The organism is Allobosea sp. TBD101, assembly GCF_059817965.1.
In genome coordinates, this window is sequence record NZ_CM187543.1 from 19061 (window position 1) to 38838 (window position 19778).

General features: G+C 67.1%; 16 protein-coding genes. 12 read left to right on the forward strand and 4 right to left on the reverse strand.

Annotated elements, in window-relative coordinates; all coding sequences use genetic code 11:
* Positions 1-90 precede the first annotated feature (90 nt).
* The 12 genes from AC6RIC_RS00100 (at position 91) to AC6RIC_RS00155 (ending at position 15496) form a co-directional block, all read left to right on the forward strand.
* Positions 91-864 carry an enoyl-CoA hydratase gene (locus AC6RIC_RS00100; RefSeq protein ID WP_499734650.1) on the forward strand — a complete coding sequence of 258 codons (774 nt, stop codon included), beginning with the start codon at positions 91-93 and terminating at the stop codon, positions 862-864.
* A 196-nt stretch (positions 865-1060) separates the two neighbouring features.
* Positions 1061-2041, forward strand: coding sequence for a threo-3-hydroxy-L-aspartate ammonia-lyase (locus tag AC6RIC_RS00105; RefSeq protein WP_499734651.1), 981 nt, complete (start codon positions 1061-1063; stop codon positions 2039-2041).
* 181 nt (positions 2042-2222) lie between these two features.
* Positions 2223-2489 (forward strand): 30S ribosomal protein S20, encoded by a 267-nt coding sequence (gene rpsT / locus AC6RIC_RS00110; RefSeq protein ID WP_047581773.1) that lies wholly within the window; start codon positions 2223-2225, stop codon positions 2487-2489.
* Between the two features lie 781 nt (positions 2490-3270).
* Positions 3271-4788 (forward strand): chromosomal replication initiator protein DnaA, encoded by a 1518-nt coding sequence (gene dnaA, locus AC6RIC_RS00115; RefSeq protein WP_499734652.1) that lies wholly within the window; start codon positions 3271-3273, stop codon positions 4786-4788.
* Between the two features lie 305 nt (positions 4789-5093).
* Entirely contained in the window at positions 5094-6209 is a 1116-nt protein-coding gene (dnaN, locus tag AC6RIC_RS00120) for a DNA polymerase III subunit beta (RefSeq protein WP_454654030.1), read from the forward strand.
* A gap of 10 nt (positions 6210-6219) precedes the next feature.
* A complete protein-coding gene (gene recF / locus AC6RIC_RS00125) occupies positions 6220-7347 on the forward strand; it encodes a DNA replication/repair protein RecF (protein WP_499734653.1) in 1128 nt (375 codons plus the stop codon).
* Positions 7348-7572: 225 nt separating this feature from the next.
* Positions 7573-8187, forward strand: coding sequence for a LysE family translocator (locus AC6RIC_RS00130; RefSeq protein WP_499734654.1), 615 nt, complete (start codon positions 7573-7575; stop codon positions 8185-8187).
* A gap of 6 nt (positions 8188-8193) precedes the next feature.
* Positions 8194-8547, forward strand: a complete 354-nt coding sequence (locus AC6RIC_RS00135; protein WP_454654035.1) for a hypothetical protein — start codon at positions 8194-8196, stop codon at positions 8545-8547.
* A 201-nt stretch (positions 8548-8748) separates the two neighbouring features.
* A complete protein-coding gene (gene recQ, locus AC6RIC_RS00140; RefSeq protein WP_499734655.1) occupies positions 8749-10587 on the forward strand; it encodes a DNA helicase RecQ in 1839 nt (612 codons plus the stop codon).
* Positions 10588-10729: 142 nt separating this feature from the next.
* A complete protein-coding gene (gyrB, locus tag AC6RIC_RS00145) occupies positions 10730-13168 on the forward strand; it encodes a DNA topoisomerase (ATP-hydrolyzing) subunit B (RefSeq protein ID WP_499734656.1) in 2439 nt (812 codons plus the stop codon).
* Between the two features lie 19 nt (positions 13169-13187).
* Positions 13188-13661: a Cys-tRNA(Pro) deacylase gene (ybaK, locus tag AC6RIC_RS00150; protein ID WP_499734657.1), complete on the forward strand. Its 474-nt coding sequence runs from the start codon at positions 13188-13190 to the stop codon at positions 13659-13661.
* Positions 13662-13873: 212 nt separating this feature from the next.
* Positions 13874-15496: an ABC-F family ATP-binding cassette domain-containing protein gene (locus tag AC6RIC_RS00155; RefSeq protein ID WP_499734658.1), complete on the forward strand. Its 1623-nt coding sequence runs from the start codon at positions 13874-13876 to the stop codon at positions 15494-15496.
* A gap of 57 nt (positions 15497-15553) precedes the next feature.
* Here AC6RIC_RS00155 and AC6RIC_RS00160 read toward each other — a convergent pair whose 3' ends face one another.
* The 4 genes from AC6RIC_RS00160 to AC6RIC_RS00175 all read right to left on the reverse strand — a co-directional run bounded on the left by AC6RIC_RS00160 (position 15554) and on the right by AC6RIC_RS00175 (position 19602).
* Positions 15554-16441, reverse strand: a complete 888-nt coding sequence (locus AC6RIC_RS00160; protein ID WP_499736666.1) for a glutaminase — start codon at positions 16439-16441, stop codon at positions 15554-15556.
* Between the two features lie 151 nt (positions 16442-16592).
* Positions 16593-17786 (reverse strand): GGDEF domain-containing protein, encoded by a 1194-nt coding sequence (locus tag AC6RIC_RS00165; protein ID WP_499734659.1) that lies wholly within the window; start codon positions 17784-17786, stop codon positions 16593-16595.
* Positions 17787-17930: 144 nt separating this feature from the next.
* Entirely contained in the window at positions 17931-18725 is a 795-nt protein-coding gene (locus tag AC6RIC_RS00170; RefSeq protein WP_454654122.1) for a class I SAM-dependent methyltransferase, read from the reverse strand.
* 121 nt (positions 18726-18846) lie between these two features.
* Positions 18847-19602: a Crp/Fnr family transcriptional regulator gene (locus tag AC6RIC_RS00175; RefSeq protein ID WP_454654123.1), complete on the reverse strand. Its 756-nt coding sequence runs from the start codon at positions 19600-19602 to the stop codon at positions 18847-18849.
* Positions 19603-19778: the final 176 nt, after the last annotated feature.

Below are 19778 nucleotides of genomic sequence, written 5' to 3' on the forward strand. Positions count from 1 at the left end.
GGCGCGAATGCGCGGATGCGTGCGACGCGCATGGACCGCTCCTCCACCGCCCGCTAAAGCTGCCATCACAGGAGCATCCGGGAGGCCGCCATGGCTTATGAGACCATTCTCGTCGAGACGAAGGGCAAGGTCGGGCTGATCACGCTCAACCGCCCGCAGGCGCTGAACGCGCTGAACGGCCAGCTCATCGGCGAGATCAACCAGGCACTCGACGGCTTCGAGACCGATGACGGCATCGGCTGCGTCGTGCTCACCGGCTCGGAAAAGGCCTTCGCCGCCGGCGCCGACATCAAGGAAATGCAGAGCCGGACCTTCCCCGGCACCTATCTCGACGACAAGTTCGCGGACTGGGACCGGATCGGCCGGCGCCGCAAGCCGATCGTCGCGGCGGTCGCGGGCTTCGCGCTCGGCGGCGGCTGCGAGCTCGCCATGATGTGCGACTTCATCATCGCCGCCGACAACGCCAGGTTCGGCCAGCCCGAGATCAATCTCGGCGTCATCCCCGGCGCCGGCGGCACGCAGCGCCTGACCAAGGCGGTCGGCAAGGCCAAGGCGATGGACCTGATCCTGACCGGCCGGATGATGAATGCCGAAGAGGCCGAGCGCTCCGGCCTCGTCGCCCGCGTCGTGCCGCTCGAGGGCTTGCTCACCGAGACGTTGAAGGCGGCCGAGCAGATCGCGGCGAAGTCGCTGCCTTCCGTGCTGATGGCGAAGGAATCGGTCGAGCGCGCCTTCGAGGTGACGCTGCAGGAAGGCCTGCGCTTCGAGCGCCGCGTCTTCTCCTCGCTCTTCGCGACGCTCGACCAGAAGGAGGGCATGTCGGCCTTCGCCGAGAAGCGGAAGCCCGATTTCAAGAACAGCTGAGCCTTTCCTTCTCCCCTTGCAGGAGAAGGTGGCGCGCAGCGCCGGATGAGGGGTCGCGCTGTCCTGAAGCGTTAGCCTAGGATAAGCGCGGGACCGTCGCGAGACCCCTCACACCAACCCTCTCCCGCAAGGGGAGAGGGGGCTGACTGCGGTTCCGCACCTGCCTGCCGCCCTCGATAACTCAAAGAGCGTTGCCATGACCGCCAGCAGCCCCACCCTCCCGACCTATGCCGATGTCGAGGCCGCGGCCATCAGGCTCAAGGGCATCGCCCATCATACGCCGGCGATGAGCTCGGCCACCGCCAACCGGCGGACGCAAGCCAGCCTCGTCTTCAAGCCCGAGAACCTGCAGCGCATGGGCGCCTTCAAGTTCCGCGGCGGCTACAACGCGATCGCCTCGCTCTCGGCCGAGCAGAAGAAGGCCGGCGTCGTCACCTATTCCTCCGGCAACCATGCCCAGGCCATCGCCTATGCCGGCCAGCTTCTGGGCGTGCCGACCACGATCATCATGCCGAACGATGCGCCGGCCGCGAAGGTCGCCGCGACCGAAGGCTATGGCGGGCAGGTCGTACGCTATGACCGCTACACCGAGAACCGGCTCGATATCGGCAACCGCCTCTCGGCCGAGCGCGGGCTGACGATCATCCCGCCTTACGACCATCCGCATGTCATCGCCGGTCAGGGCACCGCGACCAAGGAGCTGATCGAGGATGCCGGCCCGCTCGACATCCTGCTCGTCCCGCTCGGCGGCGGAGGGCTGCTCGCCGGCGCGGCGCTCGTCGCCAAGGCGCTGAACCCGGGCTGCCGCGTCTTCGGCGTCGAGCCGGAGGCCGGCAACGATGGCCAGCAATCCCTGCGCAAGGGCGAGATCGTCGCGATCGGCGTGCCCAAGACCATCGCCGACGGGGCGCAGACCGCCTTCCTCGGCGACCTGACCTTCCCGATCATCCAGCGCGAGGTCGAGGATATCGTCACGGTCAGCGACGCCGCGCTCGTCGACGCCATGCGCTTCTTCGCCGAGCGGATGAAGCTCGTGGTCGAGCCGACCGGCTGTCTCGCCGCCGCCGCCGCCTTCACCGGCGCCGTGCCGGTCGCCGGCAAGCGCGTCGGCATCATCCTCTCCGGCGGCAATGTCGATCTGGCGAGCTTCGCCGCCTTCATCGCGCCCTCCGCGTGAGTTCGGCGGGCTTGCGGCGATTCCGGCGTTGACGTAGCGCCGGCAAGCGACTATAGCCCCACCACTCGCGGCGGCCCGCGCAAGCTCGGCCGCCGCGCACGTTTTTCCAGCAAGGATGCGGCCAGCCCCGCCGGCAATGACGCCAGGCGACCGGACGCGATGAAGAGACGAGGACGTTTCGATGGCCAATACGACGTCGGCCAAGAAGGCTACGCGCAAGATCGCTCGCCGCACCGAGGTCAACAAGGCGCGCCGCTCGCGGATGCGCACCTTCCTGCGCAAGGTCGAAGAGGCGATCGCCTCCGGTGACAAGGCGGTTGCCGCCGAGGCCCTGAAGGCCGCCCAGCCGGAAATCATGCGCGCCGCGCAGAAGGGCGTGGTTCACAAGAACACCGCCTCGCGCAAGGTCTCGCGCCTGGCTCATCGCATCGGCGCCCTGGCTTCCTGAGCCTGAAACTACATCGTTTCGACGATCAAAAAGCCCGGCCGCAAGGCCGGGCTTTTTCGTTGGCTTCATGGCCTCTGTGGCGCACTCGCCACAGGCTCCGACGGAACAAAACAAAGCTGCTTTCAAGCTATTTTCGTAAGCTTTCCACGGCCTTGCGGACTTGACTCTCGGACGCCGCTCAGGGCGCAAAATCGCCCTCCGGGCAGGACTCTGCCGCTCATAAAAAGACGTGACTTTTCATCATCTTAGTGGGCAAAGGATTTTGGAAGACGGAATCGCGGCGACTCTGCGGCAGGCTTTTCGAGGTGCGGCAAAAAAAGATTCGGGCCTCCCCGAAAGGGCCGACATGAAGAAAATCTTAAGTTCCCCAACCAATTGCGGCAGGCATCCCCAGCCAGCGCGACGCCCAACAGACGGCGAGTCTCGGAAGCCGGCTGAAAGGGGTGTTGCAGCCCGTCGAGAGCGCCTTGTAAGGTCCCCCTCATCGCCGGGCGGACAGCAATGACCGCCGCGGGATTTCCAGAGATGATCAGCGTTTTGGCTCGCGACCATGGAGGTTGGAGGATGTGACCCTTTGTCTTTCTTGATCAAGATGAAGGGTGGCGTCGTCCCTCGGCGAGCCTTCCAAGCGTAATCAAAAGAACCGGAACCGGAGCCTGAAGCGGCGCGTCGCGCCCGTCGGGACCGGGACCATTTTGACCAGAACAGCAGCACCAGGACGACGGTCAGGAAGCGGCCGCCGAACCCAAGCTGCGCACATTTTCAAAGAACGGGGCCATTGATGTTCGAGCGGCAGAATTTCGGGGACATTGTCGAGACGACGCCGGTGGTGGTGACGATCGCTGCGGAAGAGACCGCCGTCATCCGGGTAGAGGAGGCTTCGATTCAGGACGCTTGGGAGCGCGTGCGCCGGCGCCTGCGGGCGGAGCTCGGCGAGGATGTCTTCTCGAGCTGGTTCGGCCGGCTGGAGATCGCCGGGATCGTCGAGGGCGTGGCCTATCTCACCGTTCCCACCCGCTTCCTGAAGAGCTGGCTCGAGGCGCATTATACCGAGCGCCTGCGGGTGAACTGCATGGCCGAGCTGCCGGCGCCGAACGGCGTGATGCTGTCGGTGCGCACCGTGTCGCGCGACCCCGCCCAGCCGCAGATCGAGGCGCTGCGCAACCGCCCCGCGACGGTGGCGAGCCCCGCCCCGGCCGAGAGCGGCCGCCCTGCCACTGTCAGCCTGCCCCAGGCTGGCGAAAGCGATCTCGTCGATGCCTGCGGCACCGCGCTCGACCGGCGCATGAACTTCCAGAGCTTCGTCGTCGGCAAGTCGAACCAGCTCGCTTTCGCGGCGGCCGAGCGCATCGCCGCCGCGCCGGCGGGCCAGAGCCCCTATAACCCGCTCTACCTCCATGCCGGCGTCGGCCTCGGCAAGACGCATCTCCTGCAGGCGATCGCGCAGGAAGCGCGCCGCCAGGGCAAGCGCGTCGCCTATTTCACCGCCGACCGCTTCATGTACGGCTTCGTCGCGGCGCTGAAGTCGCAGACCGCGCTCGCCTTCAAGGAGAAGCTGCGCGGCATCGACCTGCTCGTCGTCGACGACGTGCAGTTCATCCAGGGCAAGTCGATCCAGCAGGAGTTCGGCCACACGATCAACGCGCTGCTCGATGCCGGCAAGCAGATCGTCGTCGCCGGCGACCGCCTCGCCGGCGAGCTCGAGGCGCTCGACGAGCGCATCCGCTCGCGGCTCGGTGGCGGCCTGGTGGTCGAAGTGGGAGAACTCGACGAGACCTTGCGCGCCACGATCCTCTCCAGCCGGCTGGAGGCGCTGCAGACCGCCCATCCGAATTTCCAGGTCAGCCCCGATGTCGTCGCCTATGTCTCGCGCGTCGTCGCGACCAATGGCCGCGATCTCGACGGCGCGGCCAACCGCCTGCTCGCCCATGCGACGCTGTCGGGCCAGCTCGTGACGCTGGAGACGGCGGAAGCGGCGATCCGCGACCTCGTCCGCACCCGCGAACCGCGCCGGGTCAAGATCGAGGACATCCAGAAGCTCGTCGCGACGCGCTACAATGTCAGCCGGGCCGACATCCTCTCGGAGCGCCGCACCGCGGCCGTGGTGAAGCCGCGCCAGATCGCGATGTATCTGTCGAAGGCGCTGACGCCGCGTTCGCTGCCCGAGATCGGCCGCCGCTTCGGCGGGCGCGATCACACCACGGTGCTGCATGCCGTGCGCAAGATCGAGAAGGCGATCAGCGAGGACCGCTCGCTGCATGACGAGGTCGACCTGCTGAAGCGCATGCTCCAGGAGTGATCGGCCTGGGATGCGCTGACTGCCGATCTGAAAGGCGGGTCATCCCGGCCGGAGCGCAGCGAAGAGCCGGGATCCATGCCTGAACCTTCTTCGGCAGCGCTCCGGCATGGATCCCGGGTCGCCCTCCGGTCGCCCGGGATGACCCGCGGTTTGTGCGGCCGATAAACAGAAAGCCCGTCAAATGGTTGTGGTTGCCGGAGCGGGCAGGCCTTGCGCCCCCGCCCGGCGTCCGGCAATGTCGCTGGCCATTCATTTCGGCTCGCGCGTTCGCGCGCGGGCGGCCAGCGCCAGAAGACTAGACAATCATGAAGGTCACGGTCGAACGTTCCACGCTGCTCAAGTCGCTCGGCCACGTCCATCGCGTGGTGGAGCGCCGCAACACGATCCCGATCCTGTCGAACCTGCTGCTCTCGGCCTCCGAGAACGGCCTGCGACTGAAGGCGACCGATCTCGATATCGAGGTGGTGGAGACGATCCCCGCCGATGCGGCCGAGCCCGGCGCCACGACCGTTCCGGCCCATACCCTCTACGACATCGTCCGCAAGCTGCCGGATGGTGCGCAGGTCTCGCTGGAGACCACTGGGGATAGCGGCCTCGTGCTGCGCTCGGGCCGCTCGCGCTTCCAGCTCCAGACCCTGCCCGAGAGCGACTTCCCGGATATCACCGCCGGCGAGATGGCCCATCGCTTCGTGCTGCCGGCCGGCGAATTGAAGCGCCTGATCGACAAGACCCAGTTCGCGATCTCCACCGAGGAGACGCGCTACTATCTCAACGGCATCTATCTCCACACCATCGATGTCGATGGCCGCCCGGTGCTGCGCGCCGTCGCGACCGATGGTCATCGCCTCGCCCGCGTCGACACCGCCGCGCCGCAGGGCTCGGTCGGCATGCCCGGCGTGATCGTGCCGCGCAAAGCCGTCTCCGAAATCCAGAAGCTGCTGGAAGACGGCGAGAGCGAGGTCGCGGTCGAGTTGTCCGGCTCGAAGATCCGCGTCGCCACGGCCAGCGTCGTGCTGACATCGAAGCTGATCGACGGCACCTTCCCCGACTATCAGCGCGTCATCCCGAGCGGTAACGACAAGCGCCTGACCGTAGACAAGGGCGATTTCGCCGCGTCGGTCGACCGCGTCTCGACGATCTCGTCGGAGCGCGGCCGCGCCGTGAAGCTCTCCATGGCCGAAGGGCGCATGACGCTCTCCGTGACCAACCCGGATTCGGGCTCGGCGACTGAGGAGATCGAAGTCGATTACGAAGCGAGCCCGCTCGATATCGGCTTCAACGCCCGCTACCTCATGGATATCGCCGCCCAGCTCGACGGCGACACGGCGCTGCTCAAGCTCGCCGATCCCGGTTCGCCGACCGTGATCCAGGATCGCGAAGGCGCCTCCGCGCTCTATGTGCTGATGCCGATGCGCGTCTGATCCAGCGATCATGGCCGCCGTCGCGCGCCTGATCCTGCAGGATTTCCGTTCCTATGAGGCCCTCGACCTCCCGGTCGAGGGCCAAATCGTTGCGCTCGCGGGCGAGAACGGAGCCGGCAAGACCAATATCCTCGAAGCGCTCTCGCTGTTCACGCCGGGACGCGGCCTGCGCCGTGCCGAGATCACGGCGATGGCGCGGCAGGGGGGTGACGGCTCGTTCGCTGCCTCGATAACTCTGGATGACGAGGCGGGCCGGCTCGGCATCGGGCTGGGCGCACTCGATGCGGAAGGGCGCCGGCCAAGGCTCGCCCGGATCGACGGCGCCAATGTCGGCTCAGCACTCGCCTTCAGCGACTATCTGCGCGTGGTCTGGCTGACGCCCGATCTCGACGGGCTGTTCCGCGGTGCGGCCGGCGACCGGCGCCGCTTCCTCGACCGGCTGGTGCTGGCGATCGATCCGAGCCACGCCACGCGCTCGAACGCGCTGGAGCGAGCCTTGCGCTCGCGCAATCGCATCCTCGAGGAGGGCCCCCATCAGGGGCAATGGCTCGATGCCGTCGAACGCGAGGTCGCGGAACTCGGCGTTGCGGTCGCCGCCGCGCGGGCCGAGACGGTGGCGCGACTCTCCGCCATCATCGCCGAGACGCGCGACGAAACCTCGCCCTTTCCCTTCGCGGATATCGCGCTCTCCGGCGAGATCGATGCGCTCGTTGCCCGCCTGCCAGCCGTCGATGCGGAGGATGCCTATCGCGACCTGCTACGCCAGAGCCGCCATCGCGACCGGGCGGCCGGGCGCACGCTCACAGGGCCGCAGGCCTCCGATCTAGAAGTTCGGCACGGGCCGAAGGACATACCCGCAGGACAGGGCTCGACCGGCGAGCAGAAGGCCTTGCTGATCGGGCTCGTGCTCGCCCATGCCAGGCTGGTCGCGGCGATGAGCGGAATTGCGCCGCTCGTCCTGCTCGACGAGATCGCCGCCCATCTCGATCCGCGCCGGCGCGGCGCGCTCTATGAGGGGCTGACCGGGCTCGGCTGCCAGGTCTGGATGACCGGCGCGGACGCCGCCCTGTTCGGCGACCTGCCGGCCGGGGCGCAGCGTTTTGCGGTGACGCCGGGGCGGATCGATCCGCTCGATTGATCGGTCAGGCCACGGCTTGCGATGGGACGAAACCAGCTCGTTGCTGCTAAACTGTGCCGATTTTGCGCGGGAACCACGTCGTCATCTCGGACGGAGCGAAGCGGAGATCCGGGATCCATGCCTGACCCTTCGTTGGGAGCGCTCCGGCATGGATCCCGGGTCAAGCCCGGGATGACGATGTGGTTCCGCGTAGAATCAGCACGCTCCAGACATTGGGAATCCCGCATGGACATCTCCAGCCTTGCCCTGTTCGCCGGCGTGTACTTCCTCGCCGTCGCCTCGCCCGGCCCGGCCATCGCGGCCCTGGTCGCGCGTTCTCTATCCTCGGGCTTTCGGCGTTCCTTGCCCTTCCTCGCCGGCATCGTCGCGGGCGATCTCGTCTGGTTCACGCTTACGGCACTGGGCCTCAGCGTGCTGATGCAGAGCTTCCACGGCGTCTTCGTCGCGATCAAATATGCCGGCTGCGCCTATCTGCTCTATCTCGCCTACAAGGCCTGGACGGCACCGGCCGAGGCGCCTAAGCCTGCCGCCGCCGCGCGCGGCGAAGGCGTGCGCCTGTTCCTCGGCGGCATCGCGCTGACGCTCGGCAATCCCAAGGTCATGGTCTTCTTCCTGTCGATCCTGCCGCTGGTGATCGATCTCAACGCGATGACGACACTCGCCTTCGTCGAGGTCGCCGCCTTGATCGCGCCGATCATCACGGGGACGCTGATGGCCTATGCCTATGCGGCCGACCGGGCGCGGCGCCTTGTGGCCAGCCCGCGGGCGATGCGCTGGATCAACCGGACGACCGGCGGCGTGATGGCCGGCGCGGCCGCCGCGATCGCGACGCGGAGCTGACCGAACTTGGCTCTGGCGGCGGGGCTCCTCGATCTCGGCTTCGCGCTGTTCCATGCCGCGTTCCGGCGGCTGTTCGGCTGGCCGGAGCGGCTCGCGCCCTCCGGCAGCCTGAACACGGCGATCACGCAGACGCTCAACGCGATGCTGATCTTCGTCTTCCTCGCCTATGGTACGACCCTGATCTGGCTGGCCGGACAGGGCAACGTACACCCCGTGCTGCCGCTCGTGGGGGCCGCCTTCTGGGGCCTGCGGCTCGCGCTGCAATTCATCTGGTTCGACCTCAAGCCTTGGCCCTCGAAGCTGATCGCGGTGGTTTTCGCGGTCACCGCAGTGGTCCATCTGCTGGCCATCAAAATCTGAAGTCCACCAAACCTTCACGCGGTCATCCCGGACGGAGCGAAGCGGAGATCCGGGATCCATTCCTGAGCGTCTCCGATGAAGGTTCCGGAATGGATCCCGGGTCAAGCCCAGGATGACGGCAGAGGTTCCGAGGGATATCGACACAGGCTTTCGGCTCGAAAAGCTGGCCAAGCGCGCGCGCCTGCGGCACATCCCTTCCTCATGTCGCCATCCCGCGAATCAGACGCCCGCGCGATCCTCAAATCCGTCTGGGGCTATGACGATTTCCGCCCCGGCCAGTGGGAGGTGATCGCAGCCGCCCTTGCCGGCGAAGACGTCTTCGCGGTGATGCCGACCGGCTCGGGCAAGTCGATGTGCTACCAGCTCCCGGCGCTGGTCTCAGGGGGACTGACGCTCGTCGTCTCGCCATTGATCGCGCTGATGCGCGACCAGGTCGGGCAGCTTGTGCGGGCCGGCGTCTCGGCCGCCTCGCTCAACTCGATGAATACCGAGGACGAGGCGGCGCAGGCCTGGGACAGGCTGAATTCCGGCGATCTCAGGCTGCTCTTCGTCTCGCCCGAGCGTCTGGCAGGCGAGGGATTGGTGGGCCGGCTCAAGCGCCTCGGTGTGAACCGGCTCGCCATCGACGAGGCGCATTGCGTCTCGCAATGGGGCCATGATTTCCGCCCGGAATATCGCCTGCTCGCCAAGACGCGCGAGGCTTTGGGCGGCGTGCCGGTGACAGCGCTGACCGCCACGGCCGACCGGCAGACCCAGGCCGATATCGCCCAGCAACTGTTTCCGCAGCCGCCGCGCATGGTGGTGCATTCCTTCGACCGGCCGAACCTGAAGCTCGCCTTCGCGCCGAAGGAGCAGCCGCGCCGGCAGATCGACGATTTCCTGCGCCGGCACCGCAATGGCTCCGGCATCGTCTACTGCTCCTCGCGCAGCAAGACCGAGCGGCTCGCCACCGCGCTCAGCGAGAAGGGCTGGAACGCCCTGCCCTACCATGCCGGCCTCGAGCAGACGCAGCGCAACCGCAACCAGGACATCTTCCTGCAGGAGGACGGCGTCGTCGTCTGCGCCACCATCGCCTTCGGCATGGGCATCAACAAGCCCGACGTGCGCTTCGTCGTCCATGCCGATATGCCGGGCTCGATCGAGGGCTACTACCAGGAGATCGGCCGCGCCGGCCGCGACGGCCTGCCGGCGGATACGCTGACCCTCTATGGCGTCGACGACATGTCGCTCCGGCGCCGCCAGATCGACGAGAAACAGATCGACGACGAGCGCCGGCGCATCGAGCACAAGCGCCTCAACGCGATGATCGATCTCTGCGAGAACGCGCTCTGCCGGCGCAGCGCGCTTCTGGCCTATTTCGGCGAGGAGACGCCGCCCTGCCGGCATGGCAATGCGCCGTTCCGCTGCGATCTCTGCGGGGCGGAGGCGCCTGCCCTGCAGGACGCGACGCTCGATGCGCGAAAGCTGCTCTCGGCGGTGATCCGCTCGGGCGAGCGCTTCGGCGCCGGTCATCTCGCCGATATCCTCACCGGCACCACGACCGAGGTCATCCGCCGCCAGAACCATGACGGGCTGAAGACCTTCGGCGTCGGCGCCGACAAGCCCAAGGCGGCCTGGATGGGGCTGACGCGCAAGCTCTTCGCGGCCGGCGCGCTCGCCGAGGCCAGCGCCGAGCATGGCGGCTTCTGCCTGACGCCGAAGGGCGAGGACATCCTGTTCGGTCGCGAGAGCATCGCGCTCCGGGCCGATCCCTTCGCCGAGCGACGCACCCGCCGGACCGAACGCGATGCGGCGCGCGCCGACGGGCTCGACGAAGGCACGGCCGGGCTGTTCGAGCACCTACGCAAGCTCAGGCTTCAGATCGCCCGCGAGGAGGGCGTCGCCGCCTATATCATCTTCACCGACCGGACGCTGATCGCCATGGCGCGCGAGCGGCCGCTGGGCTTGGACGAGATGCGGGCGATCGAAGGCGTCGGCGAACGCAAGCTTGCGCAGTACGGCGAGGCCTTCGTCGAGGCGATCACGGAGTTCAAGGGCTGACGACCGCCGCGAGAGGCCGCAAAATCCAGCTCTCCACGCGCACGCACGCGTAGGCGCGTGAAAAAGCCATCGTCTCACCCTATATTGTCGTTTCGAATCAGGATCATCGCGGGCGCCTGCTCGCCCGTTCAGGAACCTCTACATGACCGATGCCGCGCCCAGCGCCCAGCCCGACGACTACGGCGCCGATTCCATCAAGGTTCTCAAGGGCCTGGACGCGGTGCGCAAGCGGCCCGGCATGTATATCGGCGATACCGATGACGGCTCGGGCCTGCATCACATGGTCTACGAGGTCGTCGACAACGCGATCGACGAGGCGCTGGCCGGCCATGCCGACCTCGTCACGGTGACGCTGAATGCCGACGGATCGGTCACGGTCAGCGATAACGGGCGCGGTATCCCCACCGATATCCACAGCGAGGAAGGCATCTCGGCGGCCGAGGTCATCATGACCCAGCTCCATGCCGGCGGTAAATTCGACCAGAACTCCTACAAGGTCTCGGGCGGCCTGCACGGCGTCGGCGTCTCCGTCGTCAACGCGCTCTCGGTCTCGCTGAAACTGCGCATCTGGCGCGGCGGCAGCGAGCACTACATGGAATTCCGCCATGGCGACGCCGTCGCGCCGCTCGCCGTCGTCGGCCCGCAGGGCGACAAGCGCGGCACCGAGGTGACCTTCCTGCCCTCGCAGGAGACCTTCACCATGGTGGAGTTCGACTACAAGACGCTGGAGCATCGCCTGCGCGAACTCGCCTTCCTGAACTCGGGCGTGCGCATCGTGCTGACCGATGCGCGCCATGCCGAGGTCGTCCGCGAAGAGCTGATGTACGACGGCGGCGTCGAGGCCTTCGTGCGCTATCTCGACCGTGCCAAGACATCGGTGATCGAGAAGCCGATCATGCTGACCTCGGAGAAGGACGGCATCACCGTCGATGTCGCGCTGTGGTGGAACGACAGCTACCACGAGAACGTGCTCTGCTTCACCAACAACATCCCGCAGCGCGACGGCGGCACCCATCTCGCCGGCTTCCGCGCCGCGCTGACGCGCCAGATCACCGGCTATGCCGAAAGCTCCGGCATCTCCAAGAAGGAGAAGGTCTCGCTCACCGGCGACGACTGCCGCGAAGGCCTGACCGCGATCGTCTCGGTCAAGGTGCCCGATCCGAAATTCTCCTCGCAGACCAAGGACAAGCTGGTCTCGTCCGAAGTTCGCCCGGTCGTCGAGAACGTCGTCAACCAGGCGCTCTCCGAATGGCTGGAGGAGCATCCGGGCGAGGCCAAGACCATCGTCGGCAAGGTGGCGGAAGCCGCTGCCGCCCGCGAGGCCGCCCGCAAGGCGCGCGACCTCACCCGCCGCAAGGGTGCGCTCGATATCGCGTCGCTTCCCGGCAAGCTCGCGGATTGCCAGGAGCGCGACCCCGCCAAGTCCGAACTCTTCATCGTCGAGGGTGACTCGGCCGGTGGCTCCGCCAAGCAGGGCCGCGCCCGCGAGTACCAGGCCGTGCTGCCGCTGCGCGGCAAGATCCTGAACGTCGAGCGGGCGCGCTTCGACAAGATGCTGTCGTCCGACCAGGTGGGAACGCTGATCACGGCGCTCGGCGCCGGCATCGGCCGCGCCGAGGCCGATCAGGGCGGCTTCAACCTCGCGAAGCTGCGCTACCACAAGATCATCATCATGACCGACGCCGACGTCGACGGCGCCCATATCCGGACCTTGCTGCTGACCTTCTTCTACCGGCAGATGCCGGAGCTGATCGATGCCGGCCATCTCTTCATCGCCCAGCCGCCGCTTTACAAGGCGGCGCGCGGCAAGAGCCATGTCTATCTCAAGGACGAGCGGGCGCTGGAAGAGTACCTGATCGACTCGACGCTGGACGGCGCGACCTTCCGCACCAGCGAGGGTGTCGAGCGCGCCGGCGCGGATCTGCGCGCCCTGATCGAAGAAGCCCGCAACGTCCGCAACGCGCTGTCGCAATTGCATTCGCGCTATGACCGCCGCGTCGTCGAGCAGATGGCGATCGCCGGCGTGCTGCACCCGATCAACGAGGACGACGAGGCCAAGGCGAACGAGGCCGCGGCCACGATTGCCCGCCGGCTCGACGCGATCTCGGACGATCTGGAGCGCGGCTGGGAGGGCAAGGTCAGCGAGGGCGGCTTCGTCTTCTCGCGGATGATCCGCGGCGTGAAGCAGGCGGCGACGGTCGATGCCGGCCTGCTCGCCAGCGCCGAGGCCCGCAAGCTCCACGCGGCCGCCGCCTCCTTGCAGGAAGCCTATGCCAAGCCCGGCGTGCTCGCGCGCAAGGGCGACGACTTCACCGTCAACGGCCCGAGCGACCTGTTCGAGGCGGTCTCGACCATCGGCAAGAAGGGCGTCTCGCTGCAGCGCTATAAAGGCCTCGGCGAGATGAACCCCGACCAGCTCTGGGAGACGACGCTCGATCGCGACGTGCGCTCGCTGCTGCGCGTCAAGAACGACCAGAACGACGAGGCCGACGATCTCTTCGTCAAGCTGATGGGCGATGTCGTCGAGCCGCGGCGCGAGTTCATCCAGACCAACGCGCTGAACGCGACGGTCGACATCTGATCGTCGCGACGTCCGGACGATGGCCCAGACGACGCCCGCCACGCTGGCGCTGAAGCAGCTCGGAATCCGTTTCGAGCTGCACAGCTATACCTACGATCCGAATGCCGAGCGCGTCGGGTTGCAGGCGGCGGAGGCGCTGGGCGAGCCGCCCCATCGCGTGCTCAAGACGCTGATCGCGCAGGTCGACGGCAAGCCGGTCTGCATCGTGCTAGCCTCCGACCGCGAGGCCAGCATGAAGAAGGTCGCAGCGGCCTTCGGCGGGAAGGCTGCGGCAATGATGCCGGTGCCGGATGCCGAGCGCCTGACCGGCTACAAGGTCGGCGGGGTCAGCCCCTTCGGCCAGAAGCGCAGATTGCCGGTGATCGTGGACGAGGCGGCCTCTTCGGAGGCGCTGGTCTATGTCAATGGTGGCCAGCGCGGCCTGCAGATCGCGCTGGCGCCGACTGATCTCCTCCGCGCGGCCAATGCCCGCAGCGCGGCGATTTCGGCCTGATCGCAGTCGCACGCCGCCTTTCCCCATTCCGCGCGATCGCGTAGAGCCCTCTCCAACAGATCGGATGCCTTCCGTCATTGCGAGGAGCGCGAGCTCCGAAGCAATCCAGGAGGACTGGGTGAGACGTCCAGCCCAGTCCTCCTGGATTGCTTCGCTTCGCTCGCAATGACGGGTTCGGCGGCCGGCACATCGTTTCAAGGTTCCCCATTTCCATGATCCGCCTCGAGAACATCAGCAAGCAGAACGGAAAGCAGATCGTCTTCATCGAGGCCTCGGCAGGGCTTCTGAAGGGCGAGAAGGTCGGGCTGGTCGGGCCGAACGGCGCCGGCAAGACCACGCTGTTCCGGATGATCACCGGCGAGGAGGCGCCCGACGAAGGCGTGGTCTCGACCGATCGCGGCATCACCATCGGCTACTTCAGCCAGGATGTCGGCGAGATGGCCGGGCGCAGCGCCGTCGCCGAGGTGATGGACGGGGCAGGCCCGGTCAGCACGGTCGCGGCCGAGCTCGCCGAGCTCGAAGCCGCCATGGTCGATCCCGACCGGGCCGACGAGATGGAGGAGATCATCGCCCGCTATGGCGAGGTGCAGGGCCGATTCGAGGAGCTCGACGGCTATGCGCTCGACGGGCGCGCACGCGAGGTGCTCGCAGGGCTCGGCTTCAGCGAGGAGATGATGGAGGGTGATGTCGGCGGCCTCTCCGGCGGCTGGAAGATGCGCGTCGCGCTCGCCCGCATCCTGTTGATGCGCCCCGACGCGATGCTGCTCGACGAGCCGTCGAACCATCTCGATCTCGAAAGCCTGATCTGGCTGGAATCCTTCCTGAAGAACTATGACGGCGCCGTGCTGATGACCTCGCATGACCGCGAGTTCATGAACCGCATCGTCGGCAAGATCATCGAGATCGATGGCGGCGCGCTGACCAGCTATTCCGGCGATTACGAGTTCTACCAGCAGCAGCGGGCTCTGGCCGAGAAGCAGATGCAGGCGCAGTTCGAGCGCCAGCAGGCGATGCTCGCCAAGGAGATCGCCTTCATCGAACGCTTCAAGGCGCGCGCCTCCCATGCCGCGCAGGTGCAGAGCCGGGTGAAGAAGCTCGACAAGATCGAGCGCGTCGAGCCGCCGCGGCGGCGCCAGAGCGTCGCCTTCGAGTTCCAGCCGGCGCCGCGCTCGGGCGACGACGTGGTCAGCATCAAGAACGTGAACAAGGCCTATGGCAGCCGCAGCATCTATGACGGGCTGAACTTCCAGATCCAGCGCAAGGAGCGCTGGTGCGTGCTCGGCGTCAACGGCGCCGGCAAGTCGACACTTCTGAAGCTGGTCACCGGCACGACGGAGCCGGATGCCGGCACCGTCAATATCGGCGCCAGCGTCAAGCTCGGCTATTTCGCCCAGCACGCGATGGAGGTGCTCGACGGAGACCGCACCGTGTTCGAGGCGCTGGAGGATCGCTTTCCGCAGGCGGGACAGGGCTCGTTGCGGTCGCTCGCCGGCTGCTTCGGTTTCTCGGGCGACGATGTCGAGAAGCGTTGCCGCGTGCTCTCCGGCGGCGAAAAGGCGCGGCTCGTCATGGCGATGATGCTCTATGATCCGCCGAACTTCCTGGTGCTGGACGAGCCGACCAACCACCTGGACATCGCCACCAAGGAAATGCTGATCACCGCGCTCTCGAACTACGAGGGCACGATGCTCTTCGTCAGCCACGACCGGCATTTCCTCGCCGCGCTCTCCAACCGCCTGCTGGAGCTGACGCCGGACGGCGTCCATGCCTATGGCGGCGGCTACACCGAATATGTCGCCCGCACCGGGCAGGAAGCGCCGGGCCTGCGCAGCTGAACGGTTTTACCGCATCGACTTGCCCGAAAACCGGTTCCCACTTTTCGGGCCGATGCTTCAGCGCGCGAACACCGACCAGCCCGTCGCGTCCGCCAGGCGTTCCAGCGCCAGTGTGCCGAGCAGGGAATTGCCGTTGGCGTTGAGGCCGGGCGACCAGACCGCGATCGCGGCCTTGCCCGGCGCGATCGCCAAAATACCGCCGCCGACACCCGACTTGCCGGGCAGGCCGACGCGGAAGGCGAAATCGCCCGAGGCGTCATAATGGCCGCAGGTCAGCATCAGCGCGTTGATGCGCCGCGCCCGTTGCCCTGAGACGACGCGCGGGCCGCCGGGCTCGTAATAGCCGCCATGCATCAGGAAGCGCCCGGCCATGGCGAGCTGGCGGCAACTCATCGCGATGGCGCATTGGTGGAAATAGACGCCGAGCGTCAGCTCGGGCGCATGGGTGATGTTGCCGAAGGCCTTCATGTAATTGGCCAGCGCGATATTGCGGAAGCCCGTCGCCTGCTCGGCCCGCGCCACGGCCTCGTCGATGATGATCGTGTCGTCATCGGCGAGATAGCGCATGAAGCGCAGCAACTCGCCGATGGCGACGCGCGGCTCGTGGCCGGCGAGGTTGATATCGGCAACGACGAGGGCGCCGGCATTGATGAAGGGATTGCGCGGCACGCCCTGCTCGCGCTCGAGCTGGACGATCGAGTTGAACGGCGTGCCGGACGGCTCGCGCCCGACCCGGCGCCAGAGCGTATCGCCGACCTTGCCGAGCGCCTGCGTCAAGGCGAAGACCTTCGAGACGCTCTGGATCGAGAACGGCTCCTCGCTGTCACCGGACGCATGAATCTCGCCATCGGCCGTCACGACGCAGAGCCCGAACTGGCGGGGATCGATGCGAGCGAGCGGCGGGATATAGGTCGCGACCTCGCCGCGCTCCTCGGCACCGCGCATCTCGTCGGTGATGTCGCGGACCAGCCGCCCGATATCCGTCACGCTTCCCGCCCCGGCTGTTCCGTCTCGGCGCGACAGCCAAGCCCCAGGCCGCGCTTGCGGTCAAGCCGAGCCGATGCCGGCGACGGAGCCTTGCGAGATCGATTAGCGGCTATTGCAGCCGCAGCGGGCGCCCGCCCGAGACACGCGCGTCGAGGACGGAGCGCTGGCCGGCGATGACGCAGAGCGACTTGCCGCGCGACTTCGCCTGATAGAGCGCCGCATCGGCGGCCGTCATCAGGCTGTTCATGTCGCGGCCATGCTCGGGCGCGAGCGCGATGCCGACGGAGGCGCCGATCTGGAGCTGATGGCCGCTGTCGAGCTCGTAGGGCTCCGAGATCTCGCGCACGATACGCTCGCCGAAGCGCTGCAGCTGCGCCCGCTCGGTCTGCTCAGAGAGCACCACGAATTCGTCGCCGCCGATGCGCGCTGCGATATCGCTGGCGCGAACGAGGCCACGCAAGCGCTCGGCGACAAGCTGGAGCAGCGCATCGCCCGCCATATGCCCGTAATTGTCGTTGACCGCCTTGAAGCCGTCGAGGTCGAGATAGACCAGCGCCAGCCCCCGTGGCGCAGCCTCGCTTTCGAAGCGCGCCGCGAAAGCCTTGGCGAAGCCCGTGCGGTTCGACAGGCCGGTGAGCATGTCGTGCCGGGCGTGGAAGGCATTCTCGCGCTCGGCCCGCATGGTCGAGATCAGCATGGCGTTGAGCTTGTAGGCGGCAACCGTCATGCTGAAGAGATAGAGCGGAATCTGCATGAAGGTGATCAGCAGCATCGGCTCGGCCAGGAAGGGCGTCGCGAGCACGCAGGGGCCGAGCGTCAGCCCGATCATCACGCCGGCCATGCGCGGCGCGGCAAAGTTGCGGAAGCAGATGCCGCCGACCATCGCGGCGGCGGAGAGGCAGGCGAGCGTCGCCGCGACCCAATCGCCGCTCACCAGGCACAGGAAAGTGCCGGCCCCGATCCCGGCCGCCCAGGCGACGCCGAGCAGCAGATAGAGATCGGTCGGGGTCGAGGCGCCGCGCGCGGCGCGGCGGCGGGCATGGATGAGCACGGCGAGGCGGACGCCGCAGCACAAAAGCTCGAAGGCGCACCACAGCATGAAGGGCAGGGTCGGGATGCGCCAGACGATCAGGAAGGAGACGGCGAGCGAGTTGATCACGCCGCCGACAAAGATCGGGAGCGTGCCGTAGAGACTGCCGATCAACGCGGTGCGGATTTCCGGCGGCACATCCGGCCCGGCATCCGCCAGCCAACGCGTCAGGCGCCAACGCGGCAAACTGTAACGGAGGACTGCGCCACTCATCGGCTGTTTAGGCTCCTCACTGGCAGGCCGGCCAGCAAGCAGCCGGCCGCGCGTGCTGCCTAACGGCGAGGTCTTACGAATCTGTGTGGAAACAGCGACAATTCACGCGAAACGCCGATGACGCAGCGTCAATTCGGCTGAAAATCAACGAATTTGGCGATAAACCCAGACTCGCGCCGGCGGGATGTTGCGGAGCACCCAGTCGGACACGAAGGCCTTGAGCCCCGAGCCCTTGCGCGGGATCGGCGAGATCACCGAATAGGTGAACTGGATGAAGGGCGCGCCCTCGACAAGCAGCGGGAAAGCCTCGCGCGCCAGGGCCGAACGCGTGGCCGGAGGGCGGTTGAACAGCGGCAGGCTGGAGACCAGCGCGATCGCCTTCTCCTGGAGATGGCCGGCAAGCGTCGCCGAGAGGGCATAGGCATCGCCCTGCACGATCGTCGCCCGCGGAAAGCGCTTGCTCAGCAACTCGCAGAATTCGGGGCTGTACTCGACGAGGATCAGGCGGCTTTCGTCGATGCCGCGCTCGATCAGCGCTTCCGTGACCGGGCCGGTGCCGGGGCCGATCTCGATCACCGGGCCGGACTGCTCGGGATCGACGAAAGAGGCCATGCGCTTGGCCAGTGCCGGACTCGATGGCGTGACCGAGCCGGTCCGGCGGGGATCGTCGATCCAGGACTTGATGAAACGCGCCTCGTCGCCGAGCTTCGCCTTAGCCTCGCTGACGCGGCTCTTGAACTTCTCGGCGGTGTTGCGAACCTCGCCCTCGACCTTGTAGCGGACGGCAGCGACCTTCAGCTTCGCCTCGGCCACGCGATCGACGAGATCGGCGGCGGTGACGCGCATCTCGCCCTCGATCCGCGTCGCGACGCGGGACTGCCCGAGACGGGCGGCCAGCGATGCGGCGCGCGGCGGGCGATGGCGAATCGTCGAAGACATGACACCCCTTGAACGCCGCAGAGACGACGCGTCTGACGCAAATCAACGTTACCTGCGCGGCATATGGGGTCAAGAGCAGGCTGTCGCCAAGCCCTTATCCGCTCCGCCATGTGCGAAACCGTCAGATCAGCGGCCTCGGCGCCGTGATCCTTTCGTAGGCCGCAGCCATTCGGGCCGTCAGATGCGGGTTCAGCAGCACAAGCCTGCCTCCCGCGAACGAGAAAAGCCCCTCCCGGCGCAGCCGCGACCAGGTCTTGCTGGTATGGACGAGCGAGAGACCGAGCGCATCGGCGAGCTGCTGCTGCGCGAGCGGGAAATCGAAGCCGTCATTGGTGACGAGCCCGAGCGCATCGGCCCGGTGATAGAGCGAGATGATGAGCGCCGCGAGGCGCTCGCCCGCGCTGCGCTGCCCGACCGAAGTCAGGTTGTCGTCGACCATGCATTCCTCGCGCGAGCCGAGCCAGGAGACTTCATAGGCCAGCGTGGGCATCCGCACGAAGAGGTCCCACAGGCGCTTGCGCGGGAAAACGCAGAGCTCGACATCGGTCAGGGCTTCGATGCCATGCTCGGCGGCCGAAAGCAGCGAGGCCTGCAAGCCCACGAGATCGCCGGGCAGGAGGAAATTCAGGATCTGGCGCCGCCCGTCCGGCAGGGATTTGTAGCGAAAGGCCCAGCCTGAGAAGAGCGTATAGAGCTCTGCGTCCTCCTGGCCGGGATGAATGATGTCCTGGCCGGTGCGCACGGTCCGGTGGTCGGTCTTCATCGTCTGGATGAAGCGGATCTCGTCATCGGTCTTGTCCCTGAAGGCAGGCTTGAGCCGCAAGGGACAAGCGAGGCACGGCGTTCCGAGGCGCCCCGGCCGGCTGGCGATGTTCATGGTCGAATGGCCCCCTATTGCCGGCAGGGAGCCGGCTGCGAGGTAACGCCGAGAGGGCGCTCCCGTTCCGCACGACAAGCGAGTTCCGCGACGCTCAACGCTCAGCGGGAACCGAACCGGCATTTGCGGCGTTTTCCATCCCGAAAGCCGGCCAATCGGCCGGTCAGCCCTGGAGA